The sequence below is a fragment of the Mycobacterium sp. genome, assembly GCF_019247615.1.
Taxonomy (GTDB): Bacteria; Actinomycetota; Actinomycetes; order Mycobacteriales; family Mycobacteriaceae; genus Mycobacterium.
This window is the reverse complement of the sequence record NZ_JAFBAT010000158.1, coordinates 1-13,188: the sequence shown is the minus strand read 5'-3', so window position 1 is coordinate 13,188 and position 13,188 is coordinate 1. Positions and strand designations below refer to the sequence as shown.

Here is a 13,188-nt window from a genome sequence, read left to right as displayed (position 1 = left end):
CTTGTGGCGCTTGAGGGCGCCCACCAGCAGGTGGCCGTTGTGGGTCGGGTTGCGCAGCAGATCGTCACTCATGCGGCAAGACTAGAACGTGTTGCAATTCGCGTCGGCCGCGCCCTCCGACCACTAGCATCCCTGCCTATGGCCGATGCGGATCTCGTCGTCACCGGAACCCTGCTGACCGTCGACGACGCGCGGCCCACGGCCGAGGCGCTCGCCGTGGCCGGCGGCCGCATCGTCGCCGTCGGCAGCCGCGCCGACGTCGTCGACCTGATCGGCCCGGGCACCCAAGCCGTCGACGTCGCAGACGGCTGCGTCATGCCGGGATTCGTTGAGGCGCATGGCCATCCGTTGATGGAGGCGATGGCTCTATCGGACCGGATCGTCGACATCCGGCCGGTCACGGTGCGCGACGCCGACGACGTCGTCGCGGCGGTCGCTAGCGAGGTCGCAAAGCGGGGAACCGACGGCGCCTACCTGTATGGCTGGGATCCGTTGCTGCAGCACGGCCTTCGGCAGCCGACGCTGCGCTGGCTCGACGAGATGGCGCCGGACAGCCCGCTGGTGATCTTCCACAACTCCGGGCACAAGGCCTTTTTCAATTCGGACGCCGCCCGGCGCGCGGGGCTCGGGCGCGACACCCCGGACCCGAAGGGCGCCAAGTACGGCCGCGACGCGCGCGGTGAGCTCGACGGCACCGCCGAGGAGACCGGCGCGGTTTTTCCGCTGCTGGCCGGCGTCATCCGCCCGGAGGATTACCCGGCGATGCTGCGCGCCGAGTGCGTCCGGCTCAACCGGGCCGGGCTGACCACCTGCTCGGAGATGGCCTTCGACCCGGCGTTTCGGCCGTTGGTCGAGCAGCTGCGCGGCGAGCTCACGGTGCGGCTGCGCACCTACGAGATCTCCAATTCGCGGATGTCGACCGACGCCACGCCGGGCCAAGGGGACGACATGCTGCGCCAGGTCGGCATCAAGATCTGGGTCGACGGCTCGCCGTGGCTGGGCAACATCGACCTGTCCTTTCCGTACCTCGACACCGAGGCCACCCGCGCCAACGGCGTGCCCCCGGGTTCCTGCGGGCACGCCAACTACACGAAGGAGCAGCTGACCGAAATCGTCCGCGCGTACTTCCCGCGGGGCTGGCAGATGGCCTGCCACGTGCAGGGCGACGCGGGCGTCGACACCATCCTCGACGTCTACGAGGAAGCGCTGCGGCGCGACCCGCGCGACGACCACCGGCTGCGGCTCGAGCACGTTGGCGCCATCCGTCCCGAACAACTCCAGCGCGCCGCCGAGCTCGGTGTCACCTGCAGCATCTTCGTCGACCACATCCACTACTGGGGCGACGTCATCGTCGACGGACTGTTCGGGCCGGAGCGCGGATCCCGTTGGATGCCGGCGGGTTCCGCGGTGGCGACCGGCATGCGCATCTCGTTGCACAACGACCCACCGGTGACTCCCGAGGAGCCGCTGCGCAACATCAGCGTCGCGGCAACGCGCACCGCGCCCAGCGGCCGGGTGCTGGCGCCCGAGGAGCGGTTGACGGTCGAGCAGGCGATCCGCGCCCAGACGATCGACGCCGCCTGGCAGCTGTTCGCCGATGACGTGATCGGCTCGCTGGAGGTCGGCAAGTACGCCGACATGGTAGTGCTATCGGCCGACCCGCGCGCCGTGCCGCCACAGCGGATCGCCGATCTCGAGGTGTCTGCGACGTTCCTGGCGGGCCGCCGGGTCCACCAGCGGTGAAACCGGCCCTGTCCGACCTGTTGGACCGCCTGCACGTGGTGGCGCTGCCGATGCGCGTGCGGTTCCGCGGCATCACCACCCGCGAAGTCGCGCTGATCGAGGGCCCGTCCGGCTGGGGGGAGTTCGGGGCGTTCGTGGAGTACGAGGCCCCCGAGGCGGCCGCGTGGTTGGCGTCGGGCATCGAGGGCGCATACGGGACGCCGCCCCCGGTGCGACGCGATCGCGTCCCGATCAACGCCACGGTGCCGGCCGTGCCGGCAGCCCAGGTGGGCGAGGTGCTGGCCCGGTTTCCCGGCGCCCGCACGGCCAAGGTGAAGGTCGCCGAACCCGGGCAGACGCTGGTCGACGACCTCGACCGCGTCAACGCGGTCCGCGAACTGATCGCAACGGTGCGGGTGGACGCCAACGGCGGCTGGAGCGTCGAGGAGGCGGTCCGGGCCGCCGCCGCCCTGACGGCCGACGGCCCGCTCGAATACCTCGAACAGCCGTGCGCCACCGTCGCCGAATTGGCTGCCCTGCGCGCGCGGCCGGACATGCCTGATGTGCCGATCGCGGCCGACGAAAGCATCCGGAAGGCCGACGACCCGCTGGCGGTGGTCCGCGCCCGGGCCGCCGACATCGCGGTGCTGAAAGTCGCCCCGCTGGGCGGGATCTCGGCACTGCTGGACATCGCCGACCGCATCGACATCCCGGTCGTGATCTCCAGCGCGCTCGATTCGGCGGTGGGAATCGGCGCCGGGGTGACGGCCGCGGCGGCCCTGCCGCGGCTTTGCCATGCGTGCGGGCTGGGCACGGGCGGGCTGTTCATCGAGGACGTGGCGGACGCCGCGGATCCAGCGGAGACGAACGACGGCTTCCTCCCGGTCGGGCCGGTGACGCCCGACCCGGCGCGGCTGAGGGCGCTCGGCGCGCCCCCCGAGCGGCGGCAATGGTGGATCGACCGAGTCAAGGCCTGTTATCCGCTGCTTGTACCGTCGTCCGGGTGATCAACCTGGCTTACGACGATCAGGGCTCCGGGGATGCCGTTGTCTTCATCGCCGGCCGCGGGGGCGCCGGGCGCACCTGGCATCCGCATCAGGTCCCCGCGTTCTTGGCGGCCGGATACCGGGTCATCACCTTCGACAACCGCGGGGTGGGCGCCACCGAGAACGCCGAGGGATTCACCACGAAAACGATGGTCGCCGACACCGCCAACCTGATCGAGTCGCTGGGCGCGGCCCCGGCGCGAATCGTCGGGGTCTCCATGGGCTCGTTCATCGCTGCCGAACTCATGGTGTCGCGGCCGGAGCTGGTAACCAGCGCGGTGCTGATGGCCACTCGTGGCCGGCTGGATTATGCCCGTCAATTCTTTTACGAGGCCGAATCCGAGCTCTACGCCTCCGGGATCCAGCTCCCGCCCGCATACGACGCGAGAGCCCGTTTGCTGGAGAGCTTCTCGCGCAAGACGATCAACGACGACGAGGCCGTCGCCGACTGGATCGCGATGTTCTCCACCTGGCCGATCAAGCAGACGCCGGGGCTGCGCTGCCAGCTCGACGTCTCGCCACAGACCAATCGGCTACCCGCATACCGCAGCATCGCCGCCCCGGTCCTGGTCATCGGTTTTTCCGACGACATCGTGACGCCGCCCTACCTGGGACGAGAGGTCGCCGACGCGATTCCCAACGGCCGCTTCCTGCAGATCCCCGACGCCGGTCATCTGGGGTTCTTCGAACGGCCGCAGGCCGTCAACGCGGCTATGCTGCAATTCTTCGACGCCCAACGTCGACTTGTTGGGTAGATAACGCCGAACCAGCCCCACAACTCCACGCTCGGCGCCCGGTTAGCGGCTTGTGACACCCTGTAGGAGTGAATCCCTCGACGACACAGGCCCGCGTGGTCGTCGACGAGCTGATCCGCGGCGGCGTCCGCGACGTGGTGTTGTGCCCCGGGTCGCGGAACGCGCCGCTGGCCTTCGCGCTGCAGGACGCCGACCTGTCCGGCCGGATCCGGTTGCACGTTCGCATCGACGAGCGCACCGCCGGCTACTTGGCGATCGGGCTGTCGATCGGTGCCGACGCGCCGGTGTGCGTCGCGATGACCTCCGGCACCGCGGTGGCCAACCTCGGGCCGGCGGTGGTGGAGGCCAATTACGCCCGGGTGCCGCTGATCGTGCTGTCGGCCAACCGGCCCTACGAGCTGCTGGGCACCGGCGCCAACCAGACCATGGAGCAGCTGGGCTACTTCGGCACCCAGGTGCGCGCCACCATCAGCCTGGGACTGGCCGAGGATGCGCCCGAGCGGATGCCTTCGTTCAACGCCACCTGGCGCTCGGCGACTTGCCGAGTGTTGGTGGCGGCCAAGGGATCTCGCACGGCCAACGCCGGACCCGTGCACTTCGACATCCCGCTGCGCGAGCCCCTGGTGCCGGATAGGGAACCCCACGCCACCGCGACACCGGCGGGTCGGCCCGACGGAAGGCCGTGGACGTATACGCCGCCGGTGACGTTCGACCAGCCGCTGGATATCGACCTGTCGCCCGACACGGTCGTCATTGCCGGGCACGGGGCCGGCGCGCAACCCAACCTGGCGGAGCTGCCCACCGTAGCCGAGCCGACGGCCCCGGCGCCGGCCAACCCGCTGCACCCACTTGCGTTGCCGCTGCTGCGCCCCAAGCAGGTGATCATGCTCGGCCGCCCGACGCTGCACCGGCCGGTGTCGGCGCTGCTGGCCGACCCTCACGTGCCGGTGTACGCGCTCACGACGGGGCCGCGCTGGCCGGACGTCTCGGGCAACTCGCAGGCCACCGGCACGCGGGCGGTCACCACCGGGACGCCGAGCCCCGCGTGGCTGCGCCGCTGCGCGCAGATGAACCGGCACGCGATCGAGGCGGTGCGCGGTCAACTCAAGGCGCACCCGCTCACCACCGGCCTGCATGTCGCGGCGGCCGTCGCCGACGCGCTGCGGCCGGGAGACCAGCTGGTGCTCGGGGCGTCGAACCCGGTGCGCGACGCGGCGCTGGTCGGCTTGGACACCCACGGCATCAAGGTCCGCTCGAACCGCGGAGTAGCGGGCATCGACGGCACCGTGTCCACCGCTATCGGGGCGGCGTTAGCACATGAGGGGCCACACGAGGGACGCACCGTCGCGCTGATCGGCGACCTCACCTTCGTCCACGACAGCTCCGGTCTGCTCATCGGGCCCACCGAACCCACGCCGCAGCGGCTGACCATCGTGGTGTCGAACGACAACGGCGGCGGCATCTTCGAGCTGCTCGAGCAGGGCGACCCGCGGTTCTCCGACGTCTCCTCGCGAATCTTCGGGACACCGCACGACGTCGACGTCGGGGCGCTGTGCCGGGCCTATCACGTCGAGAGCCGCCAGATCGAGGTCGACGAGCTGAACACGGCCCTCGACGAATCAGGACCGGGCATGCGGGTGCTGGAGGTCAAGGCGGATCGGTCTTCGCTGCGAGGGCTGCACGCTGCCATCAAGGCGGCTCTGTGATACGTCGAACGCCGTGATGTCACCAAAGGTATTGCTGCGGTTCCTGATTCATGGGCGCAGCGACGAACCGCCCAAGACCCGGTTCAGGAGCTTGTTGCGCTGGGCGCGAATCACGGTCCTGGTCATGACCGGTTTGGTCACGCTGCAGTCGGTGCTGCTGGTGGCGGGCGCCTGGCGCGACGACCTTGCGATTCAACGCAACATGGGCGTGGCGCAGGCGGAGGTGCTCAGCGCCGGACCACGGCGCTCGACCATCGAATTCGTCACACCCGAACGCGTCACCTACCGTCCCGAGCTTGGGGTGTGGTATCCGTCCGAATTGGCCACGGGCATGCGGATCTACGTCGAATACAACAAGAACGACCCGAATTTGGTTCGCGTGCAGCACCGCAACGCGGGGTTGGCGATCATTCCGGCGGGCTCGATCGCCGTGGTGGGCTGGCTGGTCGCGACGCTCGCCCTGATAGGACTTGCGCTGCTGGACAAGTGGCTGGATCGCCGTGCAGAGGCGTCCGACCAGCAGATTTCGCACGACGTATGCCCGTAGGCAACCTTTCCGACAGCCGATGCTGACATCGTGATCTCGTGCGCGTTGCTATCGTCGCCGAATCCTTCCTCCCCAATGTCAACGGTGTCAGCAATTCAGTGCTGCGCGTCCTGGAGCATCTGCGTCGTACCGGTCACGAAGCCCTCGTCATCGCACCCGACAATCCGCCGGGGCAACCCCGCGCAGACCGTGTTCACGACGGCATCCGGATACATCGGGTGCCGTCGCGCATGTTCCCGAAGGTGACCACGCTTCCGCTCGGTGTGCCGATGCCCCGAATGGTGAGCGTGCTGCGGGGATTCGATCCCGATGTGGTGCATCTGGCGTCGCCGGCATTGCTCGGCTACGGCGGCGTGAAAGCGGCTCGCTGGCTAGGGGTGCCGACGGTTGCGGTGTACCAAACCGACGTCCCCGGTTTCGCGGCGAGCTACGGCATTCCGATGACCACGCGAGCCGCATGGGCGTGGTTCCGCCACCTGCACAACCTCGCCGATCGCACGCTGGCGCCTTCGAGTGTGACCATGGAGTCCCTTGTCGCCCAACGGTTCCCCCGAGTGCACCACTGGGCTCGGGGTGTAGATGTGCTGCGCTTCGCGCCGTCGGCGCGCAGCGAGGGACTCAGGCGGCGATGGTCGCCGGGCGGCAAGCCGATTGTCGGCTTTGTGGGCCGGCTTGCGCCGGAGAAACACGTCGATCGCCTGATTTCGCTGGCCGCCAACGACGCCGTGCAGCTCGTCATCATCGGCGACGGTATCGATCAGCGCAAACTGGAATCGGCAATGCCCACAGCGGTTTTCACCGGTGCACTGTATGGCGAGGAGCTCGCGGCGGCGTACGCCAGCATGGACGTGTTCGTCCATACCGGTGAGCATGAAACGTTTTGCCAAGTGGTGCAGGAAGCGCTCGCGTCGGGGCTGCCGGTGATCGCCCCCGACGCGGGTGGGCCTCGCGACCTGATCACCCCATGGCGCACCGGACTGCTGTTGCCCGTCAACGAGTTCGAGGGCCGCCTGCCGTCTGCGGTCGCGCACTTGCTGGCCGAACGTCACCGCTACGCGCCGGCCGCCCGCCGCAGCGTGCTGGGACGCAGCTGGCCAGTCATCTGCGACCAACTGCTCGGTCACTACGAGGCGGTGCTGTCGGCTAGATCACCCGCCGAGTCACCCGCCGACCGTTGGGGATATACCCGAAAATCGCTCAAAATCCGCGCCTGACCCTGGGAGAACGAAGTCACGGCCGACCTGCACATCGTGGAAAACCAGATGACCTTCTGGAACCAGCTCTACGACGTGGTGCTGGAGGCGCACGCCGACAAGAACGCTGACGGGCTCACGCTCATGCCCCACATCGGTGAGGCGGAACAGAATTGCGCGACCGCTAGCCCTGGGCGAGCTCGGCCACGGGTTGCCATTCCTCCCAGTTGCGCAACCGGTCCTCGTAGTCGGCCCTGGCCGTCTGCAGCGGCGTGGAGCCGAAAAATACACGCAGCGGCGGCTTTTCGGCATTGACGACCTTGAGCAGCGCCGCCGCCGACGCCTCCGGGTTGCCCGGGCTGGCCCACCGCTTACGCCGCTCCGCCTCGATCGCGGCATGCGCCTCTTCGTATGCGGGCAGGCGCGCGGCGTGTTTGGCAGAGGGGCCGGCCCAGTCGGTGTCGAAGCCGCCCGGTTCGATCAGTGTGACGTGCACGCCGAACGGCGCGACCTCCTGGGCAAGCGCTTGGGAAAAGCCCTCCAGCGCCCACTTCGAGGCGTGGTAGGCCCCGATCCCGGCGAACGCCGTGATCCCGCCGATCGAGGAGACCTGGATGATGTGGCCGCTGCGCTGCTCGCGCAGGAATGGCAAGGCGGCCTGGGTGACCCACAGTGCGCCGAACACGTTGGTCTCGATCTGGTCGCGGGCGTCTTGCTCGGAGAGTTCCTCGATGAACCCGAACTGTCCGTACCCTGCGTTGTTCACCACGATGTCGAGGCGCCCGAAGTGGTCATGCGCCTGCTTGACCGCTGCGAAGTCCGCCTCGCGATCGGTGACGTCCAACCGGATCGGCAGCAGCGCGTCGCCGTATTGCTTCGCCAGATCGTCCAGCGTCGCCGTGTCGCGCGCCGTCGCGGCGACCTTGTCACCGCGCTCCAGCGCGGCGATAGTCCATTCCCGTCCGAAGCCTCGAGATGTACCGGTGATAAACCATACTTTTTCGCTCACGCAGTGCTACAACGCATTCGTCTGCGACCCATTCCCGGCAGGCTGAATCAGATTGCCACCCCGCTGCGCGGGGTGCATCGTCGCCGGGCTGTAGCGTTTTGGTCGTGAGTCGCGCGGCCTTGGACAAGGATCCCCGGGACGTCGCCTCGATGTTCGATGGCGTCGCCCGCCGGTATGACGTGACCAATACGGTGCTGTCGCTGGGTCAGGACCGGTACTGGCGGCGAGCCACCCGATCCGCGCTCGGAGTGGGGCCGGGGCAAAGGGTGTTGGACCTGGCGGCCGGAACCGCGGTATCGACCGTCGAACTGAGCAAGTCGGGGGCATGGTGTGTGGCCGCCGACTTCTCGGTCGGGATGCTGGCGGCGGGCGCCGGGCGCAACGTGCCGAAGGTCGCCGGCGACGCCACCAGGCTGCCGTTCGCCGACGGCGTGTTCGACGCCGTCACCATCAGTTTCGGGTTGCGCAATGTGGCCGACCAGCAGGTGGCCCTGCGTGAAATGCTGCGTGTCACCAGGGCCGGCGGCCGGCTGGTGGTCTGCGAATTCTCGACCCCCACCAATGCGCTTTTCGCGACGGTCTACAAGGAGTACCTGATGCGTGCGCTGCCGCGGGTGGCGCGGGCGGTGGCCAGCAACCCGGAGGCGTATGTCTATCTGGCGGAGTCGATCAGGGCGTGGCCGGAGCAGGCCGCGCTGGCGCACCAGATATCAGCGGCCGGGTGGTCGGCGGTTCGCTGGCGGAATCTGACCGGCGGAATCGTGGCCTTGCACGCCGGATACAAGCCGCTTCGGTGACGACGGCCAAAGCCCGCGGCGCGCTCCAGACTCAGATCATAAGGCGGGCAAGGGATTTGATGGCCCGCTCCTTAGCGCCCGGCCCGTTGAATGAAGCCGACCTGGTCGGGGCAGTAGTGGTCGATCGCGGCTCCCAGGAACTGGAACGCCTGGCCTTCGGTCGTGCCGAGCGGCAGGTTGTGTTGGATGAAATTGGCCGACTTGTATGGGTCGCCGTCGACGCCCCTGCCGATTCGTTCGCAGCTGATCTTGGCCAGCCACGCGAGTTGGTCCTGCGGACCGTAAACACCGAAGTGGTTGACGGTTTGCTTGAACGTGTAGTCGTAGTCATCGGCCTGTGCCGGCGCAGCCAATGCGATGGCAGCGCCGGCCAACGCCCCAACGGTAGCCAGCCTCGAGCCCTTCATTAGCCGGACTATACGCCCTATCCCAGGTGCGCAGACAGCAGCCAACCGCCGACCGATTGCAGGCCGTTCGGCTCGTCGCGCACACCGACGAATGGCCACTCGAAGGAGCCCTGAGGCAAGTTGGCGTAGAGGCGCGCCGGCCTGATCTCGTCAACGACCCAGTATCTCGACACCGCCGCGCGCAGCTCATCGGCGGTCACCGCGTTGATCGGGCCCTCTCGGACGGCCGCCTTGTCGAAAACGAGGGCGAAATAGGAGGCGCCGGGCGCGGCGGCCCGGCTGATCGACTGCTGGTAGCCCTCGCGGGCCTCGACCGGGATCGAGTGGAACAGGGTGCTGTCGACGATGGTGCCGAACCGGCCGGCGGATCCCGGGGGGAACCCGCTGAAATCGGAGATGTCCGCCACCTCGAAGGTGACGTTGGTCAGACCGCGCTTCTGGGCCTCGCGCCGGGCGAGATCGATGGCGGTGGGCGACAGATCAAGCCCCACCGTGGTGTGTCCCCGCTCGGCCAGTGCAAACGAGATCGCCGCTTCTCCACAGCCCACGTCGAGGACGTCGCCGTGGAATTTTCCCTGCTCGATAAGGGCGGCCAACTCGGGTTGCGGCGCACCGATGCTCCACGGCGGCCGGGCGCCCTCGCCGAGCATCGCCGATTCACCGCGGTAGGCGTTTTCGAACTCGAAATCAATTGGTTGAGTCATGTGTCGTGTATATCAACCATCCTGATATATGTCAATGAAGTTGACGCTGTCCGTCGCGGTGCGCCGAACGTGGGCCCTATGTACGAGAACCGACTGGTATTCGTCCGTAGAGCCCACGCTCGCGGCTTGGGCTCGATACGACGGACCGGAAAGTCCGCTCAGCTAAACGGTGTTCGGCGGTCGATCAGCCGGGACAACCGGCCGCCGCCGCGCCAGGCGCGCGCCACCCAGTCGGCATCCTCATCGGTGACGAGGTTGGCCATCACCCGCACTGCGATGGTCATCAGCGTTGTCGAGCGCATCGCGACGGGCCCCGTGGTGGGCAGGAACCGCTGGAAGGTCAGCAACAGCGCCAGCCTGCGCGCGACCGAAAAACCCCGCCCGTAGTGGTTGCGCAGCACCGACGGCCACACCTGCGACAAGTCGGGGCAGTCCAGCAGCTCGGCGGCCAGGCGCCCCGTCTCGAGCCCATAGTCGATGCCTTCGCCGTTCAGCGGGTTGACGCAGGCCGCGGCGTCGCCAATCAGCATCCAGTTGGGCCCGGCCACCCCGGAAACGGCGCCCCCCATCGGCAGCAGCGCGGAGGACACCGCCCGCGGCTCGCCGGTGAAGCTCCACTCGTCCCGGCGCAGGTCGGTGTAGTACGAGATCAGCGGCCGCAAAGACAGGTCCGCAGGCCGCTTCGATGTCGACAGCGCACCCACGCCGATGTTCACCTGGCCATCGCCCAGCGGGAAGATCCAGCCGTAACCCGGCAGCACTTTGTCCTTGGAGCCGTCGGGTCCACGCAGTTCCAGGTGCGACGTCAACCAGGGGTCGTCGCCGCGGGGAGTGGTCAAGTATCCGCGGGCGGCGACGCCGTACACCGTCTCCTGATGCCAGCGCCGACCCAGCTTGCGGCCGAGCGACGAGCGCGCCCCGTCGGCGACGATGAGCCGGCGGCAGGCCACCTCGGTCCCGTCGGCCAACGTGAGAGAGGTCACCCGTCTCGACGAGTCATGATGCACGGCAACGGCTTTCGTTCCAAGCAACATCCGAGCCCCGGAGTCCTCGGCGCATTTGCGGATGCGGTCGTCCAACTCGAGCCGGGCGACCGCGCTGCTGGTCGACGGGAACGACGGGCCGGGCCAGGCCACCTCCACCTCGCCGCCGAAGCCGCTCATCCTCAGCCCCCGGTGCCGGATTCGGCTATCGAGCCAGTCGCCCAGCCCGAGTCGTTCAAGTTCGGCCACCGCACGCGGCGTCAATCCGTCACCGCACGCCTTGTCCCGGGGAAAGCTGGCGGAATCGATGACCAGGACGTCGCTGCCCGCTCGGGCCGCCCAGGCTGCCGCCGCGGAACCGGCGGGTCCGGCGCCCACGACCACCACTTGGGCCTTCAGGGCTTGGCTGTGCACGCTCCCAGTATGTTGGTCAGGTGAGTACTCCGGCGACGGTGGTGGCGGGCATCGACTTCGCAGACGCCGGGTTCGCGGCGATCGTGCGGGACGGTGTCGCGCGGATCGAGCAGCTGATGGACACGGAGCTGCACAACGCCGACGCGGTGATGACCGACTCACTGACGTACCTGTTCAAGGCCGGCGGCAAACGGTTTCGGCCGCTGTTCACCGTGTTGTCGGCGCAGATCGGACCCGATCGCGACGCCGCAGAGGTGACAATTGCCGGCGCGGTCATCGAACTCGTGCACCTGGCCACGCTCTACCACGATGACGTGATGGACGAGGCCGAGGTCCGTCGCGGCACGCCCACCGCGAATGTGCGCTGGGGCAACAGCGTCGCCATCCTGGCCGGTGATTACCTGTTCGCGACGGCATCGCGACTGGTGTCGCGGCTGGGGCCGGAGGCGGTCCGGCTCATCGCCGAGACGTTTGCCCAACTGGTGACCGGCCAGATGCGCGAGACCCGGGGCGCCACCGAAGGCGCGGAGCCGGTCGAGCACTACCTGAAGGTGGTGTACGAGAAGACGGCCTGCCTGATCTCCGCGGCGGGCCGATTCGGCGCCATGTTCTCGGGCGCCGACGCGGATCAGGTCGAGCGCCTGAGCCGCCTCGGTGGCATCGTCGGGACCGCGTTTCAGATCTCCGACGACATCATCGATATCGACAGCGACTCCCGGGAGTCCGGCAAGTTGCCGGGGACCGACATCCGCGAAGGGGTGCGCACCCTGCCGATGGTCTACGCGCTGCGGGAGTCAGGGCCCGACGCGGCGCGACTGCGGGAGCTGCTGGCCGGACCCGTCGAAGACGACGAGGCGGTGGCCGAGGCCTTGAAGCTGTTGCGCGCCTCCCCCGGCATGCGCAAGGCCAAACACTTTCTGGCGGAGTACGCGGCGCAGGCGCGCCAGGAGCTGGCGCTTTTGCCCGATGTCCCCGGTCGGCGGGCGCTCGAGACGTTGGTCGAATACACGGTCAGCCGGCACGGCTAGCGGGTCGCGGAACCTTGGCCGCGGTTTCAGGCGTTCAATGAGCAGCAGAGTTGAATGAGCTTGAATCAGCGTGAGTTGATGCTCCGAGGAGGACACCGATGACCTGGCATCCCCATGCCAACAGGCTGAAGAGCTTCGCCCTGTTGGTCGGTATGTCCGCGTTGATCGTGTTTATCGGTGCTTTGTTCGGCAGGACGGCGCTGCTTCTTGCCGTGCTCTTCGCCGTCGGCATGAACGTCTACGTCTACTTCAACAGCGACAAGCTGGCGCTGCGCGCGATGCATGCGCAGCCGGTTTCCGAGGTGCAGGCGCCGGTGATCTACCGGATCGTGCGGGAGCTGGCTACCGCCGCGCACCAGCCGATGCCCAGGCTGTTCATCAGTGACACCGACGCGCCCAACGCGTTCGCCACGGGCCGCAACCCCCGCAACGCCGCGGTGTGCTGCACCACCGGCATCCTCACCATTCTCAATGAACGTGAGCTGCGCGCCGTGCTGGGCCACGAGCTTTCACACGTCTACAACCGCGACATTTTGATCTCGTGCATCGCCGGGGCGATGGCATCGGTGATCACCGCGCTCGCCAACATGGCGATGTGGGCCGGAATGTTCGGCGGCAACCGGGACGGCGGCAATCCCTTTGCGCTGCTGCTGGTTTCGTTGCTCGGTCCGATTGCGGCGACGGTGATCAAGCTGGCGGTGTCACGGTCGCGCGAGTATCAGGCGGACGAATCGGGCGCCGTGTTGACCGGCGACCCGCTGGGCTTGGCGTCGGCCCTGCGCAAGATCTCTGGCGGGGTACAGGCGGCCCCGCTGCCGCCGGAACCGCAGCTGGCCAGCCAGGCCCACCTGATGATCGCCAACCCGTTCCGCGCGGG

At 68.2% G+C, this 13,188-nt stretch carries 13 protein-coding genes; 9 read left to right on the top strand and 4 right to left on the bottom strand.

Annotation, left to right across the window (positions count from 1 at the left end):
• Window positions 1–138: 138 nt before the first annotated feature.
• From JO059_RS10735 to JO059_RS10710, 6 genes are all read left to right on the top strand, one after another.
• Window positions 139–1,743: an amidohydrolase gene (locus JO059_RS10735; protein ID WP_293316647.1), complete on the top strand. Its 1,605-nt coding sequence runs from the start codon at window positions 139–141 to the stop codon at window positions 1,741–1,743.
• A 50-nt stretch (window positions 1,744–1,793) separates the two neighbouring features.
• Complete coding sequence (locus JO059_RS10730; protein WP_293316651.1) at window positions 1,794–2,729, top strand: o-succinylbenzoate synthase; 936 nt, start codon at window positions 1,794–1,796, stop codon at window positions 2,727–2,729.
• The gene (locus JO059_RS10725) at window positions 2,726–3,523 is read left to right on the top strand and encodes an alpha/beta hydrolase (RefSeq protein ID WP_293316645.1); all 798 of its coding nucleotides are present in this window, start codon (window positions 2,726–2,728) and stop codon (window positions 3,521–3,523) included. The genes JO059_RS10730 and JO059_RS10725 overlap by 4 nt, the downstream gene beginning before the upstream one ends.
• Window positions 3,524–3,591: 68 nt before the next feature.
• Window positions 3,592–5,229 (top strand): 2-succinyl-5-enolpyruvyl-6-hydroxy-3-cyclohexene-1-carboxylic-acid synthase, encoded by a 1,638-nt coding sequence (gene menD, locus JO059_RS10720; RefSeq protein WP_293316643.1) that lies wholly within the window; start codon window positions 3,592–3,594, stop codon window positions 5,227–5,229.
• A gap of 13 nt (window positions 5,230–5,242) precedes the next feature.
• On the top strand, window positions 5,243–5,776 hold the full coding sequence (locus JO059_RS10715; RefSeq protein ID WP_293316641.1) for a DUF3592 domain-containing protein: 534 nt from the start codon (window positions 5,243–5,245) through the stop codon (window positions 5,774–5,776).
• Window positions 5,777–5,814: 38 nt separating this feature from the next.
• Window positions 5,815–6,990, top strand: coding sequence for a glycosyltransferase family 1 protein (locus JO059_RS10710; protein ID WP_293316639.1), 1,176 nt, complete (start codon window positions 5,815–5,817; stop codon window positions 6,988–6,990).
• Between the two features lie 163 nt (window positions 6,991–7,153).
• Here JO059_RS10710 and JO059_RS10705 read toward each other — a convergent pair whose 3' ends face one another.
• On the bottom strand, window positions 7,154–7,978 hold the full coding sequence (locus tag JO059_RS10705; RefSeq protein WP_293316637.1) for an SDR family oxidoreductase: 825 nt from the start codon (window positions 7,976–7,978) through the stop codon (window positions 7,154–7,156).
• 104 nt (window positions 7,979–8,082) lie between these two features.
• Between JO059_RS10705 and JO059_RS10700 the strand changes: the two genes are divergently transcribed.
• The gene (locus tag JO059_RS10700) at window positions 8,083–8,775 is read left to right on the top strand and encodes a demethylmenaquinone methyltransferase (RefSeq protein ID WP_293316635.1); all 693 of its coding nucleotides are present in this window, start codon (window positions 8,083–8,085) and stop codon (window positions 8,773–8,775) included.
• A 71-nt stretch (window positions 8,776–8,846) separates the two neighbouring features.
• Here JO059_RS10700 and JO059_RS10695 read toward each other — a convergent pair whose 3' ends face one another.
• From JO059_RS10695 to menJ, 3 genes are all read right to left on the bottom strand, one after another.
• Complete coding sequence (locus tag JO059_RS10695) at window positions 8,847–9,182, bottom strand: DUF732 domain-containing protein (protein WP_293316633.1); 336 nt, start codon at window positions 9,180–9,182, stop codon at window positions 8,847–8,849.
• Between the two features lie 17 nt (window positions 9,183–9,199).
• Window positions 9,200–9,886: a class I SAM-dependent methyltransferase gene (locus JO059_RS10690; protein WP_293316631.1), complete on the bottom strand. Its 687-nt coding sequence runs from the start codon at window positions 9,884–9,886 to the stop codon at window positions 9,200–9,202.
• Between the two features lie 158 nt (window positions 9,887–10,044).
• Window positions 10,045–11,268 (bottom strand): menaquinone reductase, encoded by a 1,224-nt coding sequence (gene menJ, locus JO059_RS10685; RefSeq protein WP_293316649.1) that lies wholly within the window; start codon window positions 11,266–11,268, stop codon window positions 10,045–10,047.
• Window positions 11,269–11,303: 35 nt separating this feature from the next.
• Here menJ and grcC1 point away from each other — a divergent pair, with 35 nt between their 5' ends.
• Together grcC1 and htpX are read left to right on the top strand one after the other, a co-directional pair.
• On the top strand, window positions 11,304–12,311 hold the full coding sequence (gene grcC1 / locus JO059_RS10680; RefSeq protein WP_293316629.1) for a nonaprenyl/(2E,6E)-farnesyl/geranylgeranyl diphosphat synthase: 1,008 nt from the start codon (window positions 11,304–11,306) through the stop codon (window positions 12,309–12,311).
• A gap of 98 nt (window positions 12,312–12,409) precedes the next feature.
• Window positions 12,410–13,188: zinc metalloprotease HtpX (gene htpX / locus JO059_RS10675; RefSeq protein ID WP_293316627.1), on the top strand; the 779-nt coding region annotated here is incomplete at its 3' end.